Raw genomic sequence first — 22,276 nt, 5'->3', positions numbered from 1 at the left:
GCGGCCCTGCACCAGGTCGCGGCTCACCAGGCCGCCTCGCCGCCCCTCACGTACTTCTCCAGGCCGCCGTCGATCCGGGCGGTCACCTCGCGCGGGTCGACGCCGGCGCGGGCCAGCACCTCCACGGCCCGCGCCTGCGGGTCGACGACGATCGCCGCGAGCAGGTCCACACCCCGGGCCGGTTCGCCGCCGCGCAGCGCGGCGCGCTCGCAGGCGTGCTCCATGGCGCCCGCGGCCAGCGGCGAGAATCCCTCGGCCGCCGCCTCCGTCACCGCGGGCAGGGGGCCGGAGTCCTCGACACCGCCCTGCCAGCGCAGGCCGTAGCCGATGCTGCGCTGGACGAGATAGCCGAGCAGGCGGGCGATCTGCGGCCCTTCGCCGAAGACGGTGCGCGCCTCGGGGTCGGACTCCAGGAGCGAGTGCAGGAGATGGGCGGTGTCGATCTGGCGGTCCCCGTCCCGGAGCGCCCTGCGCCGGGCACCGGCGACCACCGCCGCCAGTTCGGCACTGATCCGGGCCTCGCCGCCGGCGCGACGGATGCCCTGGTCGCTGGTCGACTGCCGGGGAATACGGGGTTGCACATCTCCTAGCTCATCAGCCCCTGCGGATGCGGACATCCCCGGCGCGAAGCATTCTCGCGTCCCACGCAGAGTGGACAACGCGAGCGGGAATCTCCTCCTTACGGATGAGATCACGCCGTTCCTCCCGGAGAGGTGCGCGCCGCCTTGCTCCGCGAATTTTTTCTGACGGTTCATCAGTATTGAATGTTCGGGGCCGTGCGGCTACGTTCCGCGACACCGTAGCCCGACACGAAGAGGTGGTCGCATGGCCGAAGTCAGCGCGGAGGCACGCATCCAGGCCCCCGCCGAGAGGGTGTGGGCACAGCTCACGGACTGGTCCGCCTACGGCGAGTGGAACGCGACCCACACCAACTTTCCCAAGGGTGGTCCGGAGGCCCTCGAAGTGGGCGCCACGTTCCAGGAGAACATGAAGCTCATGGGCTTCCCGGCGGAGGTCGAGTGGACCGTCGAGGAACTGGAGCCGGCCCGCGTGCTCGCCATCCGCGGCAAGGGCCCGATGGCGGTGACCGTCGCCACGCGCTACACGCTGACGCCCGACGGCGACGCCACGACGGTCCGCATGGACGGAGAGTTCACGGGCGCCGCCGTCTCGCTGATGGCGGGCAAGTTGAAGGACTCGGCGACAGCCGCGCTCAACGAGTCGCTGCGCAAGCTGGACGGTCTGGTGACCTGAGGGGCGCACGCAGAGGCGCCCCCGCGGAGTGCTCCGCGGGGGCGCCCCTGTCCTGCTGTACTGCTGTACTGCTGTACTGCTGTACTGCTGTACTGCTGTCAGTCCTCGTCGGCGAGGATCAGGTACAGCTTCTTGCGGGCGTCGTTGATGACGGTCAGCGCCTTCTCGCGCTGCTCCTTGCTGCCGGTCTTCCAGACCTGCCCGAAGGCCTCCATCAGACCGAAGCCGGCCTGGCGGATCTCGGTGAGGGCCTCCCAGTCGACTCCGCGCGAGGCCTCCTCCCAAGGCGCGTCGGCACCTTCCTCGGCGGCCGTGCGGCCCGACTCGGTGAGCGAGAACAGCTTCTTGCCGCCCTCGGTCTCACTGACGATCAGGCCCTCGTCCTCCAGCAGTTGGAGGGTGGGGTACACCGAGCCGGGGCTGGGCTTCCACGCCCCGCCGCTGCGCTCGGCGATCTCCTGGATCATCTCGTAGCCGTGCATGGGCCGGTCCTTGAGCAGGGCCAGGATCGAGGCGCGTACGTCACCTCGCCGCGCCCTTCCCCTGGGTCCGCCACGCCCTCGTCCGCCCCAGGGCCCGGGTCCGCCCGGGCCGAATCCGGGGCCGCCGGGACCGAACCCGGGACCACCGGGGCCGAAGGGCCCGAAGGCGGCACGCCGTCCGTCGCCACCCCTGCCGCGCCGGGAGGGGCCGTCCTGTCGATGTCCACGCTCGAATCCGTGGGTGCGCATCGCAGTCACTCCATTCAGTCGTTGATCAGTCGCGATGCTTCAACGATATATCGGAACGGTGGGCGTGGCAAGCCCCTCCCGGCCGGCCCGGCGCCGACCCGGCGCTGTCGCGGAAACCGGTCCAGCGGCGGCGGATTGGCCTTGGTCCGCCGCGGCGCGGAGCTCTAGCGTCGTGGCATGCGCATTCGTATCGTCGACGCCTTCACCGACCGCCCCTTCGCCGGCAACCCGGCCGGGGTCCTGCTCCTCGACGCCTTCCCGGACGACGACTGGCTCCAGAAGGTGGCCCTGGAGGTCAACCACGCCGAGACCGCGTTCACCCACCGTCTGCCCGAGGGCGGCGAGGCCGACTGGGCGCTGCGCTGGTTCACGCCCGCCACCGAGGTCGCGATGTGCGGCCACGCCACGCTCGCCACCGCCCACGTCCTGCACACCACGGGCGCCCACGAGGGGGCCGTCCGGTTCGCCACGCGCAGCGGCGTCCTGATCGCCACGCCCCGCGAGGACGGCTCGATCACCCTGGACTTCCCCACGGCCCCGCTGACGCGGGTCGAGCTCCCGGGCGGGGTCGCCGAGGCTCTCGGCGCCGAGCCCCGCGCGGCCTTCGACACCGGCCCGAACGTCGGCGACCTGCTCCTCGAACTCGCCGACGAGAAGACCGTCCACGCCCTGAAGCCCGACCACCAGGCCCTCGCCGCCTACTCGGCGCGCGGCATCATCGCCACCGCCCGCGCCGAGGACCCCGCCCGCGGCTACGACTTCGTCTCCCGCTGCTTCTTCCCGAACGTCGGCATCGACGAGGACCCGGTCACCGGCAGCGCCCACACCGCCCTCGCCCCCTTCTGGTCCGAGCGCCTCGGCCGCGCCGACCTCACCGGTCTGCAGGCCTCGCCCCGCTCCGGCCGCGTCCGCACCGACGTGCGCGGCGACCGCACCCTGCTGAGCGGCCGCGCGGTCACGGTCATCGAGGGCGAGCTGCTCGCCTGACAGCGGCAAAAAGGACGTAAGAGACAAGGGGCGTACGACGTCGCCGTACGCCCCTCACGTTGCCCTCGTACCACCGCTCACGCCGTGGGCAGCCACCCCACCTTGCCCGCCAGCAGCGCATACCCGACGAACGCCCCGATGTCGAGCAGGGAATGCGCCACCACGAGAGGACCCACCCGGCCCCAGCGCCGGTAGAGGTAGACGAACACCACACCCATCACCATGTTGCCGAGGAAGCCGCCGATGCCCTGGTAGAGGTGGTACGAGCCGCGCAGTACGGAGCTGGCCACCAGCGCGGTGCCCGGGGTCCAGCCCAACTGGCCGAGCCTGCGCAGCAGATAGCCGACGACGATGACTTCCTCGAGGATCGCGTTCTGCATCGCCGACAGGATCAGCACCGGGTACTTCCACCACACGTCCGGCAGCGCCTCCGGCACCACCGTGAGGTTGAAGCCGAGGCCGCGAGCGGCCAGGTAGAAGGCGATTCCGGCGCTGCCGATCACCGCCGCGACCCCCGCCCCGCGGCCCAGGTCGGGCCAGGGCCGGGTGCGGTCGAAGCCGAGGACGCGCAGGCTCTGGCCCTCACGCAGCAGGAAGTGGGCGACGAGCGCGACCGGCACCAGGGCCGAGGCGATCCCGAAGAGCTGCCAGGCGAGATCCAGCCAGGGGCGGCCGGGCGCGGCCGAGGCGTTGAGAGTGGCCGCCTGGTCCTTGAGACCCCCCGGCTTGGTGACCGATCCGACAAAACTGATCAAGGCGGACACTCCGCTCGCACCGAGCGAAAGCCCCAGGACGAGCAGCGTCTCGTCCCGGAGAATCCGTCGCGAGGGCCGCTCCTGCGGAAAAGAATCGGCCATCGAGTCCGCCTCCACCTGCACACCTGCCTCCAGTTGAGTAATCCCGTCCCATGCCCGCCTTCGCCCGGCCTCTGCAGGCCATACGGCCGTCATCCGGCGCAAGGTTCACCAGGGAGGGGCACCACCGTAATGGGACGTCACAGCTTGCCCGATCAGTACGGGGCGGGCACGGCCGACCCCCGGCGCCGCGTCCGTCGCCGGACCGTGGCCGTCACGACGGTCCTCGTCCTCACCGTCGCCGCCCCGCACGGCGGCCTCCGTGCAGGGCGGGCTGCGCTCTTTCGGATCCTCCTGTCAGGACGACCCCCGGCCGGTTTCCCTGATCGTGATCGCCGTGGGCCCGGACGCCGACAAGCAGGAGGCCGAGCAGATCGCCGGGGCCACCGGCGGCGCGGGGCAGCCGGTCAGCGACCCCTCGCAGATCCAGACGGTGATCCTGACGGCGATCGTGGCGGCGGGGCGAGCGGAAGCCAGGGCTGGCCCTGCACATCACCCGAGCAGCACCGGCTCCGGCAGCCCCACCGGCCAGGTGTGCACCGGCTCCCCGAGGTTCATCAACTCGCGGTACCGCCGGGTGGTGGCGGCGAACGCGGCGTCCCGGGACAGGCCCTTCTCCAGGGCCCGGTGGAAGGTGGCTGCCTGCCAGGACGCGCCGTTGGTCCGCCGCCGGCAGCGCTCCTCGATCACGCCCAGGTACAGGTCGCGGTCGGCGGGTTCGACACCCCACGCGTCGAGCCCGGCCTCGGCGAGGGGCAACAGCTCGTCGCGTACGAGGCCGACGGCGTCGACCTGGGTCGTGCCACCGAGCCGGCCGCGTCGGGGCCACTCGAGGCGGGCGTCGATGCCGTACCGGCACGCGGCGTCGAAGTTGGCGGCGGCCGCCTCGAAGGGCAGCCGGGTCCACACCGGCCGTGGCTCCTCGGCCAGCGCCCGCACGACGCCGTAGTAGAAGGCCGCGTTGGCCAGGACGTCCGTGACGGTGGGCCCGGCGGGCAGCACCCGGTTCTCGACGCGCAGATGCGGCCGGCCGTCGGCGATGCCGTAGACGGGGCGGTTCCAGCGGTACACCGTGCCGTTGTGCAGGACGAGTTCGGCGAGTGACGGGACACCGCCCGCCTCCAGGACCTCGAGCGGGTCCTCGTCGTCGCAGATGGGCAGCAGCGCCGGGTAGTAGCGCAGGTTCTCCTCGAACAGGTCGTGCGCAGAGGAGATCCAGCGCTCGCCGAACCAGGTCCGCGGCCGCACGCCCTGGGCCTGGAGCTCGGGCGGGCGGGTGTCGGTGGACTGCTGGAACAGCGGGGGCCTGGACTCGCGCCACAGCTCGCGGCCGAACAGGAAGGGCGAGTTGGCACCCACGGCGATCTGTGCGGCGGCGACGGCCTGAGCGGCGTTCCAGACGTCGGCGAAACGGCCCGGGGTGACCTGGAGGTGCAGCTGCACGGAGGTACAGGCGGCCTCGGGAGCGATGGATTTGGAGGTACAGGTGAGGCGCTCGATGCCGTCTATGTCGAGCGCGAAGTCCTCCCCGCGGGCGGCCACGATCTGGTCGTTGAGCAGGGTGTAGCGGTCGACATCGGAAAGGTTGGAGGACACCAGGTCGTCGCGGTCGAGGGTCGGCAGAATGCCGATCATCATGATTCCGGCGTCGAGCTCGCCCGCTTTCCGGTCGGCATATGCCAGGGACGTACGGAGTTCCTCGGCGAGCCGGTCGAATACCCGCTCACCCAATCGGTGTGGGGCTATGTTGACTTCCAGGTTGAACATGGCGAGTTCTGTTTGGAAATCTCGGCTTGCGATCCTCTCGAGCACCTGGGCATTGAGCATTTTCGGCATACCGTCGGCGCCGACCAGATTCAGTTCGATCTCCAGCCCCATGAGGTTCTTCGGGCGATCGAACCGCTTCTCCTCCAGAAGCCGCTCCAACCCCGCCAGGCACCGCCGGAGCTTGTCGCGGTAGCGCTGGCGATCGGACAGGTCGAACCGACCTGCCACGACCTTCTCCCCCATGGAAGCGTCCCTCCTCGGCGGGCGGCCCGAAGATTCCGGCCGCCGGTGTCCTGGGTCAGGTGGGATGATGCCCAGTGGAAGCGATCGATAACGTCCCCACCGCACCGGGTAGCCGCTACATTGGTCGGGCGTGACCGGCGGCACATTCACGAGGCATGAAACAATGTGCACTTTCGAGTACCCCGTACGCCTCGTGAAAAACGCCGACGAGAATTGGCCGACCGCTGCACATGCATAACCCGAGGTCATCGCCGCGCAGCGAGCCCGGAACCGGGAGGATTCCCGCATACCGCCGACCGAATGAACCCTTGCCGAAACCGCGGGAAACGGCTAGACGAAACACAGTGTGAACACTCGTCGTATAAACTCCGCGAACAAGGCGGAGAAGGTTGGCGCCCACGGTCGAAAGAAACCTGTCGTCCAGGTGACGTACGACAGGCACACCCGCATCCTGGTCCACAGACCCCGGCCCCTGCCTCTCCGACCATCCGAGAGCTGACAGCGCCGTCCGCCCATGCCCCGCCCTCGCGCCACCGTGCCTGTCGAATGAGAGGCGACCCACCATGCCGCTGCATGTCCCCCCGGCTCCCGCGCCTGCCCTCCGCTCCGTCCTCACGGCCCTCGGTTCCCCCACCGCGGTCCGCGAGGCCCGAACCCCCTCCTTGCGCACCGCCCAGGGGCCCGCGACGCCCGAACTCCCGCTGCCCGTCCACGTACTGGACCGGATCACCCCCGAAGGCATGTCCGCGACCCGGCTGGCCGGCTGGCGGTTCCTGATCCGCTGCGGCGACCGCGCGGTGGCCGCCGCCGAGACCAGGCTCACCCCCGACGGCTGGGCCTTCTCGCACTTCTTCGAGGGCCCCTACATCGCCTCCACCGAACTCGCGCTGCGCCAGGCCGAGACGGTGCAACAGCCCTATCAGGCGCGCCTGCTGTCCCTGCCGGGCCTGTACATGCTCACACTGTGGCTGCACGGCGACTGCGATGCGGACGGCGCCGACGGCCACCCCGCCGCCACGGACCTCCTGGTCCCGCTGGCGCCGGCCCCGCCCGGCATCGCGGCCCACCGCCCGCACCGGGTCGCCGAACTACTCCCGGTGCTCACGCATCGGGCGACTCCGGCACCACTGCTGAGCCAGCCGGCCTGACACCGGGGCAGTCGCCTCCGCCCGCACTCGTACCCCGCCAACCGAATTTCCGGGCAGCGGGGTACGAGTGCGTTTCCGGCGCCGAAGGCCGCGATTCGAGCGGCCTTGCCCACCATGATCACGGCGGCGGACAGCATTGCGCTCGCAAGAGCCGCAAAGTGCTCGTACGAGCCGGAAAATGCCTCCAGCCCGCAGGGACTAGCCTGGTACGACCATTTCGAACCACCCGAAGAGACCGTGCAGTTGGAATGAACCGCTCGCCCCGGTGATGCGTCATCAACCTGTGAGAAGCGGTGCAGCGAAACCCCTGCGGATTGACGCCCATGGGGCAACACTGGGTTCCGACCGACTTATCGCAACGGGGGGCGGACATGACCACGACAGAGCGAGAGATCCCACCCATGTGCCAGCACCAGCCACCGTGCCCGACAGCCGACTCCGCCGACCGGGAATCCGCCCGCCTCATGGCGCACCACCCGGAGCAGGGCTGGAGCCTGCTGTGCAACGGCGTCCTCCTCTTCGAGGACACCGGTGAGCTCCTGCCGGACGGCCAGATCATCGCCCCCCACCGCCCACTGGAGACCAGCCGGGTGGTGACGGCAGCCTAGGACCTGCCGACCCAGCACCATCGGGCGGCACGGCGTGCCGCCAGGAGACATGAGGGGCCGGACCGCAGACTCCCTGCGAACCGGCCCCGACGCATCTCCAGGGGTGGTCACTCACCGTAGCTCTCCGTTACGAGATCCGGAAGATCCCCGCGATGACTTCCCACGAGCGTCCGTTTTCCGGAAGACTCCTGGAAGTTTCGAGAATGCGTCCGGAGCGACGGAGGTGGGGGCATTGGCAGCACGCGAGGCCGACGGAGGGACGGCGTCGGACGCCGTCCGGGGCAAGGTCACGATCACGGAGATCGCCCGGCAGGCGGGGGTCTCGGTGCCGACCGTGTCCCGGGTGGTCAACGGCCGGTCCGACGTGTCGCCCTCGACCCGGGCCCGGGTCGAGGACCTGCTGCGCCTGCACGGCTACCGCAAGCGCCCCGCGGCCGCCACCACCCGCGCGGCCCTGCTCGACCTGGTCTTCAACGACCTGGACAGCCCCTGGGCGGTGGAGATCATCCGGGGTGTCGAGGAGGTCGCCCACGCGGCCGGCGTGGGCACCGTGGTGTCGGCCATCCACGGGCGCTCGGGCGACGCCCGCGGCTGGATGCGCAACCTGCGGGCCCGCGCATCCGACGGCGTCGTCCTCGTCACCTCGGCCCTGGAGCCGCCCCTGCACGAGGAGTTGCGCATCCTCGGCGTCCCGCTGGTGGTCGTCGACCCGACGGGCTTCCCCGCCCTGGACGCGCCCACCATCGGCGCCGCCAACTGGTCGGGCGGCATGGCGGCCACCGAGCACCTGTTGTCCCTCGGCCACCGCAGGATCGGCCTGATCGCCGGGCCGGTCCGGCTGCTGTGCTCGCGCGCCCGGCACGACGGCTACCGGGCAGCCCTGGAGGGCGCCGGCATCGCGGTCGACGAATCCCTCATCGTCCCCGGCGACTTCCACCCCGAGTCCGGGTTCAGCGCCTGCGGCAGGCTGCTCGACCTGCCCGAGCCGCCGACCGCGGTGTTCGCGGCCAGCGACCAGATGGCGCTCGGCGCGATCGAGGCGCTGCGCCGGCGCGGGCTGCGCGTGCCCGAGGACATGAGCGTGGTCGGTTTCGACGACCTTCCGGAAGTCCGCTGGTCCGCTCCCCCGCTCACCACCGTCCGCCAGCCGCTCGCGGACATGGGCAAGCTGGCCGTCCGTACGGTGCTGCGGCTGGCCCGTGACGAACAGCCGGACTCGCCACGGGTGGAGCTGGGCACGGAGCTGGTGGTGCGGTCGAGCACGGCACCACCGGCCACGGCATGACGTTCCCGGGCGCCGGGGAGGCGGGCGCCCGGGACGGGCGTTACTTCAGCGCCTCCCGCAGCGCGAAGTACGCCGGCTTCGGCTGGAGTTGCTCGTCCCACGGCAGGGCCGCGCCCTCTCCCGTGAAGACCGCGGGGATCCACGAGTACTTGTCGGTGTAGTCCCACACCGTGATCCCCACGCACCGGCGCACCGCCAGGCACGCCTCGGTCATGTCCCGGTACCAGTCGGCCTGCTGGGCCACCTTCTCCTCGGTCGCGGGCAGCAGCATCCGTACGTCGACCTCGGTGAGCGCGGTGTCGAGGCCGAGCTGGGAGAAGCGGCGCAGGTTCTCCTCCAGGGTGGTGGGATAGCCGTATTGGAGGGCGAGGTGGGCCTGGAGGCCGATGCCGTCGAGCGGGACTCCCTGCGCCTTCAGGTCCTTGGCGAGCTGGTAGTAGGCGTCGCTCTTCGGGCCGGTCGCCTCGATGTTGTAGTCGTTGAGGTAGAGCTTGGCGTGCGGGTCGGCCTGGTGGGCCCAGCGCAGCGCGTCGGCTATGTAGCCGGGGCCGAGCGTCTTGTAGAAGATCGTCTCGCGGTAGGTGCCGTCCTCGTTGAACGCCTCGTTGACGACGTCCCAGGAGTAGACCTTGCCGCGGTAGTGGCGTGCCTCGGCGAAGATGTGGTTCTTCAGTACGGCGCGCAGTTCGTCGGCGGTCCACTCGCGGCTGGTGAGCCAGCTCGGCAGCTGGTTGTGCCAGACGAGGGTGTGGCCGCGGACCTTCTGGTGGTTGGCGCGGGCGAGGTTCACGATCTCGTCGCCATTGGACCAGTCGAAGACGCCCTGTTGGGGTTCGGTGGCGTACCACTTCATGCCGTTGCCCGGGGTGATCATGTCGAACTCGCTGCCGAGCAGCGCCGTGTAGGCGGGGTCGGTGAGCTCGGGGTTGTCGGTGGCGCTGCCGAAGTAGCGGCCGTGGCGCTGGGCGAGGTCGGCGAGGGTGAGCGGCTTGCCGTGCTGTTCGCCTGCCTGGGCGGCCGGGCCTCCGACGACACCGGCGGCGACCAGGACGGTGGCGAGGGCGCCGGCGAGTCTGAGGCGGGTGCGGGACGGGCGGGTTGTGCGTGTGGTGCTCTCAGAGCCGATGGTGCTGGTGGTGCTGGTGGTGCTCATGGTGCGACTCCTCACAACGGGGTGCTGGTGGGCCGTACGTCCGCGGGCGCGCGTCATCCCTTCGTCGCGCCGGCGGTGAGACCGCCGACGAGCTGGCGCTCGGCGACGGAGTAGAAGGCCAGGGCGGGGACCATGGCCAGGACGAGATAGGCGAAGACGCGGGCGTACTCCGCCGAGTACTGGCCCTGGAACTGCTGGACGCCGATGGGGAGGGTCCACCATGTGTTGTCGGTGAACACCAGCAGCGGCAGGAAGAAGTTGTTCCAGCTGGTGACCACGGCGAGGACCGAGACGGTGCCGAGCGCGGGCCGCGCCATGGGCAGCAGTACCCGCCAGAAGAAGCCGAAGGGGCTGCAGCCGTCGAGGGTGGCCGCCTCCTCCATCTCGCCGGGGATCTGCCGGAAGAACCCGCGCAGGATGATGATCGTCATCGGCAGCCCGTAGGCGGCCTGCGGGAGGATCACACCCAGCGGGTTGTCCAGCAGGCCCAGGTAGCGCAGGAGCAGGAACAGCGGCAGCGCCGCCACCGCGAAGGGGAACATCAGCCCCATCGTGAAGACGGTGAACAGCACCTCCCGCCCGCGGAAGGCGAACCTGGCGAAGGAGAAGGCCGCGAGCGCGGACACGGCGACCACGATCACGGTCGTCGCCACCGCGATCAGTGTGCTGTTTCCGAGCAGCCGCCAGAAGTCGCCCGAGCCGAGGATGTCGGTGTAGTTGCCGGTCAGCCACCGTTCGGGCAGCCCGAACGGGTTGCGGGAGAGCTCGTCGGTGGACTTGAAGCCGGACAGGACGGCGTACACCAGGGGCAGGATCATCACCGCGCCGACGACGACGAGGATCAGGTGCAGCGGCAGGCTGCGTACGGTCTTCCGGGTCACTTGCCGTCCCCCCTCATCGTCGTGGTGGCCCCTTCGAGGTCGCGGCGGAGCACGAACCGCTGGTAGGCGAGGGCGAAGACCAAGCAGATGCCGAACATGACCACGCTGATCGCGCTGGCGTAGCCGACCTGGTAGCGCTTGAAGCCGTACTGGAACATGGTCACGGCCATCGTCTCGGAGTGGTGGTCGGGGCCGCCCTGGGTGACCACCCACACCAGGTCGAACAGCTGGATCGACCCGATGACGGCCAGGAAGATGCTGATGCGCAGGGTGGGCGCGAGCAGCGGCAGGGTGACGTTGCGGAAACGCATCCAGGGTCCGGCGCCGTCGATCAGCGCCGCCTCGTTCAACTCGGCCGGGATGGACTGGAGTCCGGCCAGGTAGAGCATCATGTGGAAGCCGAAGTACTTCCACATCATGACCAGGAAGATGGTCGCCATGACGTTGGAGGGATCGGCGAACCACTCGCCGCCCAGACTGTCCAGGCCGATGCTTCCCAGGATGTGGTCGGCGAGTCCGGCATCGGGGGCGAAGACCATGCCGAACAGAACGCCGGTGATGGCCTCGGACAGGACGTACGGCGCGAAGAACAGCATCCGGTAGACGGCCCGACCGCGCAGCCGCTGGTTGAGGAGCACCGCCATGGCGAGCGCGAACGGCAGCTGGAACGCGAGCGTCAGGCCGACCAGGACCAGACAGCGCCACAGGTCGCCCAGGAAGATCGGGTCCTGGAAGAGCCGGGTGAAGTTGTCCGTGCCCGTGTAGTCGGAGGGCATTCCGAAGCCGCCCCAGCGGAAGAAGGCGGCGTACAGCGCGAACAGCATCGGCAGCAGGACCAGCCCGATGAACATCACCAGCGCGGGCACCTGGAAGCCGACCGCGGTGAGCCAGGTCCGCAGGCGCCGCCGGGCCCGCCCCCGGCCCGCGGTCGGCGGCGGGAGGGCGACGTCCGGGCCCGACCGCTTGTCCGGGAGGAATGTGGAGGTCATCGTGGGCTACTGCTCTTCCTTCGCGGTCTTCGTGACCGACTGCGCGACCTGCTCGGGGGACTTGGAGCCGGCGATCAGCGCGGCGACGCTGTCGTTGATCTCCTGGCCGACGGCGGGTGCGTAGGCCTGGTCGAGGTAGAGCTGGAAGCCGGTGGAACCGTTCAACTGGGCTTGTACGGCCTTGGTGTTGGGGTCGCTCAGGCCCTTCTCTGCCCCGGGGACCACCGGGAGAGAGTTGGTCTTCTTGACGAGCTCCAGGTCGGTGGCCTCGGAGGCGAAGAACTTCAGGAAGTCGACGGCCTCCTTCGGGGCGCCCTTGCGCAGGGCGTGCCCGCCGCCACCGCCGAACACCTCGGTGATGACACCCTTTCCACCCTCGACCGCGGGGAACGGGAAGAAGCCGAGGTCCGAGCCGAGGCCCTTGCCCGCGTCGGCCTCGACCACCGGGGCCCACTGGCCCATCAGCTCCATCGCCGCCTTGCCGTTGCCGACGGCGGCGGCCTGACCGGTGGGACTGGAGTAGGCGGCGCCGAGGAAGCCCTTCTGGAACGGCTGGAGGCCGACGAGATCCTTGAGGTGCTGCCCGGCCTCGACGAAACCGGCGCCGGTGAAGTCCTTGTCCTCGTTGGCCTTTTGCAGGGCGTCGATGCCGGCGGTGCGCATCGCGAGGTACGCCCAGTAATACATCGCGGTCCAGCTCTCCTTGCCCGCGAGGGCGATGGGAGTGATACCGGCGGCCTTCAGCTTGCGCACGGCGTCGAGGAAGCCGCTCCAGGTGGTCGGAGGCGTGCTGATGCCGGCCTGCTTGAACAGCGCCTTGTTGTACCAGAAGCCGATCATGCCGATGTCGAACGGGACGCCGTACAGCTTGTCGTCGATCAGGTACGGCTGCTTGGCGACCGACAGCATGCTGTCCGACCAGGGCTTGGTGCTGTCACTGAGGTCCTCGACGAGCCCGGCGTCGACCTGCTGCTTGAGCACGCCGCCGCCCCAGGTGTGGAAGATGTCCGGCAGCTTTCCGGAGGCGATGAGCGCCGTCATCTTCGACTTGTAGGCGTCGTTCTCCAGCTGCACGATCTTGATCTTCACATGGGGGTTCTGAGCCTCGAACTTCTTGGCCAGACCAGCCCAGACGGTCTTCGTGGGCTCGGTGGTGGAGATGTTCCACCACTCGATCGTCTTCGTCCCCGACGACGATCCTCCGTCCGAGTCTCCACCGCAGCCGCTCAGTGCCGTCATGCCCAGACCGGCCGCGGCGGAGACCGCCAGGAAGCTGCGGCGGGACAGTGCCGGGTCGACCATGTTGCGCTCCTTGGGTACGGGACGGCGCGTCCTGCCCGTCCGATTCCGAAAGTTTCGGACCAGATCCAGAAATCTTCGCTGTTGCCGCACCCTAGAGACAGCCTCCGACGGGTGGCAACCCCCTGTGCGCGGCGAATCCGCCACCAAGTTCCCCGGAGTTCGCCGCAGTTGGTATCAGTGGGGTTCGCTGCCCGGCGCCACCCGCTGCGGACCGTGGTCGAACCAGTCGTACGCAGCGCTGCCTTCGATGCCGTACATACCGACCACCCGTCCGGTGAAGCCCCCGGCGACCTGGGTGGACAGGGAGCGGCCATCGAGTTCGGCGAGCCGCACGCCTCCTTCGGAACTCTCGGCCGAGAAAGCGATCGTGTCGGGCCCGCCGACCCTCGCTCCGGGGGCCTCCTGCTCGGCGGTCGTGACCGTGGGCGGCAGGACACCGCCGGTGCGGGTCTCGACGGCCGGCGTGATCGGTCCCGGCGGCACGGCGTGCTCCGCGACGCACTGCCGCACCCGGCCGTTCCGGGCATGGACGTTCACCGTGCCGTCGTACGCCTCGAGATCGTAGTGGTGGTCCCGGCGACCTGCGGCGGCTCCTCGACGCGGCGGACCGCGGCCCGCAGCCGGGCCGTGAGTTCGTCCATGCTGAACGGCTTGGTGACGTAGTCGTCGGCCCCGGCGTCCAGCGCGGCCACCTTCTCGTCGGACGCCTGACGGGCCGACAGCACCAGGACGGGGACCCGGCTCCAGCCGCGCAGCGCCCTGAGGACGTCGACGCCGTCCATGTCGGGCAGACCGAGGTCCAGTATCACCACGTCGGGTTGACGGGCGGCCGCCAGGCGGAGGGCCGTGGCTCCGTCAGGGGCCGCGCCCACTCCGTACCGGCGGGCCCGCATGTTGATCACGAGGGCCCGTACGAGCTGCGGGTCTTCCTCCACCACCAGCACCCGCGTCATCGGTGTGCGCCTTTTCTGTCGTACGTGGGGCCATGGGCGCCGACCTCGGCGGGGCCGGCTTCATGGCGGCGGGAGTCGGCGGAGCCGGGATGTGCCCCGGGCCACCGGCTCCCGCGCGGATCGCGTAACGCCATCAGCCCTTGGCCACAAGCGCCTTGAGCGCGATGTTGAGTTCGAGGACGTTCACGCGGGGCTCACCCATGAAGCCGAGGGTGCGGCCCTCGGTGTGGTCCTCGACCAGCTTCTCCACCTGGGCGACCGGGAGGCCGTTCCGCTCGGCGATCCGGTGGACCTGGATGTCCGCGTACTGCGGGGAGATGTCCGGGTCCAGGCCGGAACCGGAGGACGTCACCGCGTCGGCGGGCACCTCGGAGGCCTTGACCTTGTAGTCGGCGGTCGAGTTGTCCTTGATGACGGAGGCCTTGGCGTCCTTCACCCACCGGATCAGGTCGGCGTTGTCTCCGGAACGGTTGGTCGCGCCGGACAGGATCAGCTTGTACCGCGTGTTGACGCTGTTGCTGCCCAGGCCGTTCTGCGGACGGCCCTGGAACCACTTCAGGTCGGGCGCCGGCGTCTCCTGGCCCATCTTCAGCGGCAGGTTGTACGCCTGGCCGATCAGCGAGGAGCCGACCACCTTCCCGTCCGCCGTGACCTCGGAGCCGTTCGCCTTGTCGTTGAACAGGGCCTGGGCCACGCCGGTGACCACCAGCGGGTAGATGACACCCGTCACCAGGGTCAGCATGAGGAGGGCACGCAGGCCCGCCCCGAGCAACCGGGCGGTGTTCGTAAGGGAGTTGTTCATGACGTCACCCAATGCCGGGGATGAGGGAGATGAGCAGGTCGATGATCTTGATGCCGATGAACGGGGCGACCAGACCGCCGATCCCGTAGATCCCCAGGTTGCGCCGCAGCATCTTGTCGGCGCTCATCGGCCGGTACCGCACGCCCTTCAGGGAGAGCGGCACCAGCGCGACGATGATCAGCGCGTTGAAGACGACCGCGGACAGGATCGCGGAGTCGGGCGAGGACAGCGCCATGATGTTCAGTTTGTCCAGGCCCGGGTAGACCGCCGCGAACAACGCCGGGATGATCGCGAAGTACTTCGCGACGTCGTTCGCGATGGAGAACGTGGTCAGCGCACCACGGGTGATCAGCAGCTGCTTGCCGATCTCCACGATCTCGATGAGCTTCGTCGGGTTCGAGTCGAGGTCGACCATGTTGCCGGCCTCCTTGGCGGCCGACGTACCCGTGTTCATCGCCACGCCGACGTCCGCCTGGGCGAGCGCCGGGGCGTCGTTCGTGCCGTCACCGGTCATCGCGACCAGCTTTCCGCCCGCCTGCTCCCGCTTGATGAGGGCCATCTTGTCCTCGGGAGTGGCCTCCGCGAGGAAGTCGTCGACGCCCGCCTCCTCGGCGATCGCCTTGGCCGTCAGCGGGTTGTCACCCGTGATCATGACGGTCTTGATGCCCATGCGGCGCAGCTCCTCGAACCGCTCCCGCATGCCGTCCTTGACGACGTCCTTGAGGTGGATGACACCCAGGACGCGGGCGCCCTCGGAGTCCTCGACGGCCACCAGCAGCGGCGTGCCGCCCGCCTCGGAGATCCGGTCGGCGAGGGTGTCGGCGTCCGCGGAGACCTCGCCGCCGCGCTCCTTCACCCAGGCGATCACCGAACCGGCCGCGCCCTTGCGGATCCTCCGGCCGTCGACGTCCACACCGGACATCCGGGTCTGGGCGGTGAAGGCGATCCACTCGGCGCCGGCCAGTTCGCCCTGGTGACGTTCGCGCAGCCCGTACTTCTCCTTCGCCAGTACGACGATGGAGCGTCCCTCGGGCGTCTCGTCGGCCAGCGAGGAGAGCTGGGCGGCGTCCGCGACCTCTGCCTCGGTGGCGCCGCGTACCGGCACGAACGCGGACGCCTGACGGTTGCCGAGGGTGATGGTGCCGGTCTTGTCGAGCAGCAGGGTGGAGACGTCACCGGCGGCCTCGACCGCACGGCCCGACATCGCCAGGACGTTGCGCTGGACCAGACGGTCCATGCCCGCGATGCCGATCGCGGACAGCAACGCGCCGATCGTGGTCGGGATCAGGCAGACCAGGAGGGCCACCAGCACGACCATCGTCAGGTGGGAACCCGCGTAGTCCGCGAACGGCGGCAGTGTGGCGCAGGCCAGAAGGAAGACGATCGTCAGCGACGCCAGCAGGATGTTCAGCGCGATCTCGTTGGGCGTCTTCTGCCGTGCCGCGCCCTCGACCAGGTTGATCATCCGGTCGATGAAGGTCTCACCGGGCTTCGTCGTGATCCTGATGACGATGCGGTCGGACAGCACCTTCGTACCGCCGGTGACGGCGCTCCGGTCGCCGCCGGACTCGCGGATGACGGGAGCCGACTCACCGGTGATCGCCGATTCGTCGACGCTCGCCACGCCCTCGACGACATCACCGTCGCCGGGGATGACGTCGCCCGCCTCGCAGACGACCAGGTCGCCGATCCTCAGCTCGGTGCCGGGGACCTGCTCCTCGCGGTCGCCGGCGAGCCGTCGGGCCACCGTGTCGGTCTTGGCCTTGCGCAGGGTGTCGGCCTGCGCCTTGCCGCGGCCCTCGGCCACGGCCTCGGCGAGGTTGGCGAAGACGACGGTCAGCCACAGCCAGGCGCTGATCGTCCAGCCGAACCAGGCGCCCGGGTCCTTGAAGGAGAAGACGGTGGTCAGCAGGGAGCCGATCCACACCACGAACATGACGGGCGACTTGACCATCACCCGCGGGTCGAGTTTGCGGAAGGCGTCCGGCAGCGACTTGACCAGCTGCTTCGGATCGAAGAGGCCCGCTCCGACACGGCCCTCGGGGGACCTGTGCGCGGTGGGTACGTCGCTGTGCGGCGCCCGGGTCGGGGTGGCTGTGGACATCGAGTCCTCGTGATTCGTTACCTCGGTGGTCATGACGCCAGCCCTTCGGCCAGCGGACCCAGCGCGAGGGCCGGGAAGTACGTCAGACCGGTGATGATCAGGATCGCGCCCACCAGCAGACCGGTGAACAGCGGCTTCTCAGTGCGCAGGGTGCCCGCGGTGGCCGGGACCGGCTTCTGTCCGGCGAGCGAGCCGGCGAGGGCCAGCACGAACACCATCGGCAGGAAGCGGCCGAGGATCATCGCGAGACCGAGGGTGCTGTTGAACCACTGCGTGTCCGCGTTCAGACCGGCGAACGCCGAGCCGTTGTTGTTGGAGGCGGACGTGTAGGCGTACAGGATCTCGGAGAAGCCGTGCGCCCCGCTGTTGGTCATCGAGTGCGCCGGGGTCGGCAGGGCCATCGCGATCGCGGTGAAGGTGAGCACCAGCGCCGGGGTGATCAGGATGTAGCAGGCCGCCAGTTTGATCTCGCGGGTGCCGATCTTCCTGCCCAGGTACTCGGGCGTGCGGCCGACCATCAGGCCGGCGATGAACACCGCGATGATCGCCATGATCAACATGCCGTAGAGGCCGGAGCCGGTACCACCGGGCGCGATCTCGCCCAGCATCATGCCGAGCAGGGTGATGCCGCCGCCGAGGCCGGTGAACGACGAGTGGAAGGAGTCCACCGCACCGGTCGAGGTGAGAGTGGTCGACACCGCGAAGATCGACGAGGCTCCGACGCCGAAGCGGGTCTCCTTGCCCTCCGTCGCACCACCGGCGATCTGGAACGCCGTGCCGTGGTGGGCGAACTCGGTCCACATCATCAGGGCGACGAAGCCGACCCAGATGGTGGCCATCGTGGCGAGGATCGCGTAGCCCTGCCTGACCGAGCCGACCAGGATGCCGAACGTGCGGGTCAGCGCGAACGGGATCACCAGAAGCAGGAAGATCTCGAAGAGGTTCGTGAACGGGGTCGGGTTCTCGAAGGGGTGGGCACTGTTGGCGTTGAAGTAGCCGCCGCCGTTGGTGCCCAGCTCCTTGATGGCCTCCTGCGAGGCCACCGCACCGCCGTTCCACTGCTGCGACCGGCCCAGGAACTGACCGACCTCATGGATCCCGGAGAAGTTCTGGATCGCACCGCACGCGACGAGCACGATCGCGGCGATCACGGCGCCCGGCACCAGGATGCGGACCGTGCCACGCACCAGGTCGGCCCAGAAGTTGCCGAGCTCACCGGTGCGGATGGGGGTCCCCCCGCTCGAGCGAAGTCGAGAGTGGGGGAGGGCGAAGCCGCGTACGAGGGCCACCGCGACGGCGAGGCCGACGGCCGCGGAGACGAAGTTCTGCACGGCCAGACCGGCGGTCTGCACGACGTGGCCCATGGCCTGCTCGCCGTAGTACGACTGCCAGTCGGTGTTCGTGACGAAGGAGGCGGCGGTGTTGAACGCCTGGTCCGGGTCGATCGCTGAGAAGCCGAGGGAACCGGGCAGGACGCCCTGGAGCCGCTGCAGCAGATAGAGGAAGAGGACGCCGACCGCGGAGAAGGCGAGGACACCGCGCAGATAGGCGGGCCAGCGCATCTCCGTGTTCGGGTCGGCACCGATGCCCTTGTAGATCCACTTCTCGGCCCGCCAGTGCTTGTCGGAGGAGTAGACCTTGGCCATGTAGGTGCCGAGGGGGACGTAGGCGAGTGCCAGCGCCGCTATGAGGGCGAGCAGTTGGAGTACGCCGGCGAGTACGGGACCCATGTCGCCCGCTGCGGTAGCAGCTGATGTCACGGTCAGAACCTCTCCGGGAAGATCAGGGCGAGGACGAGATAACCCAGCAGGGCGACGGCCACGACGAGGCCGACGATGTTCTCGGCGGTCACAGCTTCGTCACCCCCTTGGCGATGAAGGCCACGAACGCGAAGACCGCGATCGTGGTGACGACGAAGGCCAGATCGGCCATCGTGGACTCCTGGAGTGAGGTTCGTTGGACGGGAACGGTTCGAGGAAACAACCTCGGTCTCCGGATTCGACCGCCGTTGACGGGTCCCTTACGGCTTACCGCGGGCCTTTGACAGGACTCTTACGCGGTCTGGTGGTCGCCGTTCAGCACGGCCGGAACCGCAGCCGGCAGATCACCGCGTAGGTCTCCCGCCGCACGGCGTGCGCGACGAGGGCGCCCCGCTGGTTTGCAGCAGCCCAGGCCCAGCCGCAGCCGGAGGGTTTCCCCGGGCCCGCCCGGCCGCGGCGCCCTGCCCACTGGAGCCGCTCGATCCACCACCGCGTCGGCCTCCCGCTCGCCTGGCCGCCGGCTTCCGCCTGGTGCGCGAACCCGTCCACTCCGTTGTCGGCGGCCCAGGTCCCGCGACCGTACGAGAGCGTGACGTCGGGTATCGGCCCCTCGGCGACCGACCCGCTCGTCCCCCGTACAGCCCAACCCGTGCCTGGCCGGGCCCGCTTGCCCCTTGTCTGATGCGCAGCCCCGCTCACACGGCCACTCTTAACGGAAGCTTGACGCCTACCGCCCCAAGATCCGTGGGCCCAGACGTCACGCTCCGCTTACGCTGGTGCCGCCGTCCGCGTGATGGCCGGAACCCACACGCTGAGCTGCACATCAGGAGCACGCCGATGGCCACAACCGAACACCCGCCTCCCAGTCGCCTGCGCGCCTGGATGCTGGAGGGCCTGTCCGACATGGGCAAGGGCGGCGGCCACCAGGGACCGCACGCCGTACCCGAACCCGCGCACAAGGGCCAGCGTTGGTGGCGGGTGATGTGCCTGACAGGTGTCGACTACTTCTCGACCCTCGGCTACCAGCCGGGCATCGCGGCCCTCGCGGCCGGCCTGCTGTCACCCATCGCGACCATCGTGCTGGTGATCGTCACCCTGGCGGGCGCCCTGCCCGTGTACCGACGCGTGGCCGAGGAGAGCCCGCGCGGCGAGGGTTCGATCGCGATGCTGGAGCGGCTGCTGTCGTTCTGGCAGGGCAAGTTGTTCGTGCTGACCCTGCTGGGGTTCGCGGCCACGGACTTCCTGATCACCATCACCCTGTCGGCGGCGGACGCCTCGACCCACCTGGTCGAGAACCCGCACCTGAACAGCGTCCTGCACGACAAGCAGATGCTGATCACCCTGTTCCTCGTGGCGCTGCTCGGCGCGGTGTTCCTCAAGGGCTTCCTGGAGGCGATCGGCGTCGCCGTCGTCCTGGTGGGCATCTATCTCGGACTCAACGTCGTCGTCGTGATCGTCGGCCTGTGGCACGTCGTCACCGCCGGCCACGTGGTCACCGACTGGTCCACCGCCCTGACCGCCGAACACGGCAACGTCTTCGCCATGGTCGGCGTGGCCCTCCTGGTCTTCCCCAAGCTGGCGCTCGGCCTCTCCGGCTTCGAGACCGGCGTCGCCGTCATGCCGCACGTCAAGGGCGACCCGGACGACACCGAGGAACAGCCGACCGGCCGCATCCGGGACACCAAGAAGCTGCTCACCACCGCGGCCCTGATCATGAGCTGCTTCCTGATCGCCACCAGCTTCATCACCACCCTCCTGATCCCGGAGAAGGAGTTCGAGTCCGGCGGCCAGGCCAACGGGCGTGCACTGGCGTATCTCTCGCACGAATACCTGGGCAACGCCTTCGGCACGGTCTACGACGCCTCGACGATCGCGATCCTGTGGTTCGCCGGCGCCTCCGCCATGGCGGGCCTGCTGAACCTGATGCCGCGCTATCTGCCCCGCTACGGCATGGCTCCGCACTGGGCACGGGCCGTCCGCCCGATGGTCATCGTCTTCACGCTCATCGGCTTCCTCGTCACGTGGATCTTCGACGCGGACGTGGACGCGCAGGGCGGCGCGTACGCCACCGGCGTACTGGTGCTCATCAGCTCCGCGGCGATCGCCGTGACCATCGCCGCGCGCAAGGCGGGCCAGCGCAACTGGACCATCGCGTTCGGCGTCATTTCGGCGGTCTTCCTCTACACGACCGTCCTGAACGTCATCGAGCGCCCCGACGGCGTGAAGATCGGCGCCTGCTTCATCGCGGGCATCATCCTGGTCTCCCTGCTCTCCCGGCTGGCCCGCGCCTTCGAGCTCCGCGTCACCAGCGTGACGCTGGACGACATGGCGGAACGATTCATCCGGGACATGGCCAGCCGGAAGATGCGGTTCATCGCCAACGAGCCCGACCGCCGGGACAAGGCCGAGTACCGCGACAAGATCGAGCAGATCCGGGCCGACAACGACATGCCGGAACAGGAGGACTTCGTCTTCGTCGAGGTGACGGTGACGGACCCCTCCGAGTTCGAGGCGGGCCTGACCGTCCGCGGCGAGGTCCTGCACAACCGCTACCGTGTGCTCACCCTGGAGTCCGCCTCCATCCCCAACGCCCTGGCCGCGCTGCTCCTGCACGTCCGCGACGCCACCGGCTGCACCCCGCACATCTACTTCGAGTGGACCGAGGGCAGCCCGTTCGCCAACTTCCTGCGCTTCTTCCTCTTCGGCCAGGGCGAGGTCGCCCCGGTCACCCGGGAGGTCCTGCGCGAGGCGGAGCCGGACCGCGCACGACGACCGCGGGTCCACACCGGCTGAGCACAACCCGGCGCGTCAGGACCCCGTCAAGATCGGACCGTACGGCGTCAGAGCACCGTCAGCGCCGGTGTCCACGCCGCCGGCGCGGGCCTACCGTCGGCCTCATGGGACGCACCACACCACTCCCCCCGGACGGCGACCGCCACTGGCGGAAGCGCGCCTGGCTCGCGGTGGCCTGCGCCCTGGTCTTCTGCGGACTGACCTTCCTGGTCGACTGGGACGCCGGAACCCTGACGCCGGCGCGGGCCGTGCTGTGGCTGGCCATGGCCGCCGCGGTCCTCACGGTGCTCCTGCCGCAGCGCGTCAGCGCGGGCCCCGGCTGGCTGGCGATACGCGGCCCCGTACGCGGGCACATGGTGCGTACCGACGCGCTGACCGACATACGGCAGTACCCCGGCGTCTCCGGACACCTGGTCCTGCGGGACACCCAGGGTCACCGGCTGGAACTCGACCCCCGTGTCCTCGTCGCCAACCCGCTGCTCTGGCACGACCTGGACACGGGCGCGCGCCGCTCGCGCGAACGCGGCACGCTGTGGGAGGGCACCGAGGTGCTGGAGCGGCTGGGCCGGGAGATCGACGACGCCACCGCGCGGGCCGTGCTCAGGGAGTCGGGGATTTCCTGAGCGGCGCGCGCCGCGGCAGACGCGCCATGACCCGCCCGT

At 69.6% G+C, this 22,276-nt stretch carries 21 protein-coding genes and 1 pseudogene; 7 read left to right on the top strand and 15 right to left on the bottom strand.

Annotated elements, in window-relative coordinates:
* Positions 1-23: 23 nt before the first annotated feature.
* Positions 24-581: a Clp protease N-terminal domain-containing protein gene (locus tag ACFY16_RS32640; protein WP_390650818.1), complete on the bottom strand. Its 558-nt coding sequence runs from the start codon at positions 579-581 to the stop codon at positions 24-26.
* 244 nt (positions 582-825) lie between these two features.
* On the opposite strand from ACFY16_RS32640, the gene ACFY16_RS32635 reads away from it, so the two are divergent.
* Positions 826-1,254 carry an SRPBCC family protein gene (locus ACFY16_RS32635; protein WP_390650817.1) on the top strand — a complete coding sequence of 143 codons (429 nt, stop codon included), beginning with the start codon at positions 826-828 and terminating at the stop codon, positions 1,252-1,254.
* Between the two features lie 98 nt (positions 1,255-1,352).
* Here the strand turns inward: ACFY16_RS32635 and ACFY16_RS32630 are convergent, their stop codons facing one another.
* Complete coding sequence (locus ACFY16_RS32630; RefSeq protein ID WP_351150920.1) at positions 1,353-1,985, bottom strand: PadR family transcriptional regulator; 633 nt, start codon at positions 1,983-1,985, stop codon at positions 1,353-1,355.
* A 177-nt stretch (positions 1,986-2,162) separates the two neighbouring features.
* Here ACFY16_RS32630 and ACFY16_RS32625 point away from each other — a divergent pair, with 177 nt between their 5' ends.
* Positions 2,163-2,972: a PhzF family phenazine biosynthesis protein gene (locus tag ACFY16_RS32625; protein WP_390650816.1), complete on the top strand. Its 810-nt coding sequence runs from the start codon at positions 2,163-2,165 to the stop codon at positions 2,970-2,972.
* 77 nt (positions 2,973-3,049) lie between these two features.
* Here the strand turns inward: ACFY16_RS32625 and ACFY16_RS32620 are convergent, their stop codons facing one another.
* Together ACFY16_RS32620 and ACFY16_RS32615 are read right to left on the bottom strand one after the other, a co-directional pair.
* The gene (locus ACFY16_RS32620; protein ID WP_390650815.1) at positions 3,050-3,829 is read right to left on the bottom strand and encodes a CPBP family intramembrane glutamic endopeptidase; all 780 of its coding nucleotides are present in this window, start codon (positions 3,827-3,829) and stop codon (positions 3,050-3,052) included.
* Between the two features lie 489 nt (positions 3,830-4,318).
* Entirely contained in the window at positions 4,319-5,836 is a 1,518-nt protein-coding gene (locus ACFY16_RS32615) for a glutamate-cysteine ligase family protein (RefSeq protein WP_390650814.1), read from the bottom strand.
* A gap of 563 nt (positions 5,837-6,399) precedes the next feature.
* Here ACFY16_RS32615 and ACFY16_RS32610 point away from each other — a divergent pair.
* The 3 genes from ACFY16_RS32610 (at position 6,400) to ACFY16_RS32600 (ending at position 8,877) form a co-directional block, all read left to right on the top strand.
* Positions 6,400-6,984 carry a hypothetical protein gene (locus ACFY16_RS32610; protein ID WP_390650813.1) on the top strand — a complete coding sequence of 195 codons (585 nt, stop codon included), beginning with the start codon at positions 6,400-6,402 and terminating at the stop codon, positions 6,982-6,984.
* A 401-nt stretch (positions 6,985-7,385) separates the two neighbouring features.
* Complete coding sequence (locus tag ACFY16_RS32605; protein WP_351151053.1) at positions 7,386-7,592, top strand: DUF5999 family protein; 207 nt, start codon at positions 7,386-7,388, stop codon at positions 7,590-7,592.
* A 232-nt stretch (positions 7,593-7,824) separates the two neighbouring features.
* Complete coding sequence (locus tag ACFY16_RS32600) at positions 7,825-8,877, top strand: LacI family DNA-binding transcriptional regulator (RefSeq protein ID WP_390650812.1); 1,053 nt, start codon at positions 7,825-7,827, stop codon at positions 8,875-8,877.
* A 40-nt stretch (positions 8,878-8,917) separates the two neighbouring features.
* Here the strand turns inward: ACFY16_RS32600 and ACFY16_RS32595 are convergent, their stop codons facing one another.
* The 11 genes and pseudogenes from ACFY16_RS32595 to ACFY16_RS32545 form a co-directional block, all read right to left on the bottom strand.
* Entirely contained in the window at positions 8,918-10,030 is a 1,113-nt protein-coding gene (locus ACFY16_RS32595) for an endo-1,4-beta-xylanase (protein ID WP_390650811.1), read from the bottom strand.
* Between the two features lie 53 nt (positions 10,031-10,083).
* Complete coding sequence (locus ACFY16_RS32590; RefSeq protein ID WP_390650941.1) at positions 10,084-10,848, bottom strand: carbohydrate ABC transporter permease; 765 nt, start codon at positions 10,846-10,848, stop codon at positions 10,084-10,086.
* A 59-nt stretch (positions 10,849-10,907) separates the two neighbouring features.
* A complete protein-coding gene (locus ACFY16_RS32585; RefSeq protein WP_390650810.1) occupies positions 10,908-11,900 on the bottom strand; it encodes a carbohydrate ABC transporter permease in 993 nt (330 codons plus the stop codon).
* Positions 11,901-11,906: 6 nt separating this feature from the next.
* Positions 11,907-13,202 carry an extracellular solute-binding protein gene (locus ACFY16_RS32580; RefSeq protein WP_390650809.1) on the bottom strand — a complete coding sequence of 432 codons (1,296 nt, stop codon included), beginning with the start codon at positions 13,200-13,202 and terminating at the stop codon, positions 11,907-11,909.
* Positions 13,203-13,376: 174 nt separating this feature from the next.
* Positions 13,377-13,739, bottom strand: a complete 363-nt coding sequence (locus tag ACFY16_RS32575) for a hypothetical protein (protein ID WP_390650808.1) — start codon at positions 13,737-13,739, stop codon at positions 13,377-13,379.
* A 29-nt stretch (positions 13,740-13,768) separates the two neighbouring features.
* Positions 13,769-14,155, bottom strand: a pseudogene (locus ACFY16_RS32570) (response regulator); the annotation flags it as partial.
* Between the two features lie 133 nt (positions 14,156-14,288).
* Positions 14,289-14,957, bottom strand: a complete 669-nt coding sequence (locus ACFY16_RS32565; RefSeq protein WP_390650807.1) for a potassium-transporting ATPase subunit C — start codon at positions 14,955-14,957, stop codon at positions 14,289-14,291.
* A 4-nt stretch (positions 14,958-14,961) separates the two neighbouring features.
* Positions 14,962-17,094 carry a potassium-transporting ATPase subunit KdpB gene (kdpB, locus tag ACFY16_RS32560; RefSeq protein WP_390650806.1) on the bottom strand — a complete coding sequence of 711 codons (2,133 nt, stop codon included), beginning with the start codon at positions 17,092-17,094 and terminating at the stop codon, positions 14,962-14,964.
* Positions 17,091-18,791: a potassium-transporting ATPase subunit KdpA gene (gene kdpA, locus ACFY16_RS32555; RefSeq protein ID WP_390650940.1), complete on the bottom strand. Its 1,701-nt coding sequence runs from the start codon at positions 18,789-18,791 to the stop codon at positions 17,091-17,093. Before kdpA ends, kdpB begins: the two co-directional genes overlap by 4 nt.
* A gap of 32 nt (positions 18,792-18,823) precedes the next feature.
* On the bottom strand, positions 18,824-18,913 hold the full coding sequence (gene kdpF / locus ACFY16_RS32550) for a K(+)-transporting ATPase subunit F (protein ID WP_016434100.1): 90 nt from the start codon (positions 18,911-18,913) through the stop codon (positions 18,824-18,826).
* Positions 18,910-19,044: a hypothetical protein gene (locus ACFY16_RS32545; RefSeq protein ID WP_390650805.1), complete on the bottom strand. Its 135-nt coding sequence runs from the start codon at positions 19,042-19,044 to the stop codon at positions 18,910-18,912. Before ACFY16_RS32545 ends, kdpF begins: the two co-directional genes overlap by 4 nt.
* 614 nt (positions 19,045-19,658) lie before the next feature.
* On the opposite strand from ACFY16_RS32545, the gene ACFY16_RS32540 reads away from it, so the two are divergent.
* Together ACFY16_RS32540 and ACFY16_RS32535 are read left to right on the top strand one after the other, a co-directional pair.
* Positions 19,659-21,614, top strand: coding sequence for an amino acid transporter (locus ACFY16_RS32540; RefSeq protein ID WP_390650804.1), 1,956 nt, complete (start codon positions 19,659-19,661; stop codon positions 21,612-21,614).
* A gap of 104 nt (positions 21,615-21,718) precedes the next feature.
* Positions 21,719-22,237, top strand: coding sequence for a hypothetical protein (locus tag ACFY16_RS32535; RefSeq protein WP_390650803.1), 519 nt, complete (start codon positions 21,719-21,721; stop codon positions 22,235-22,237).
* Positions 22,238-22,276: the final 39 nt, after the last annotated feature.

Source organism: Streptomyces sp. NPDC001315 (genome assembly GCF_042896175.1).
Taxonomy (GTDB): Bacteria; Actinomycetota; Actinomycetes; order Streptomycetales; family Streptomycetaceae; genus Streptomyces.
Note: the sequence above shows the minus strand (reverse complement) of the source record. Positions and strands in the feature narration are given on the sequence as shown.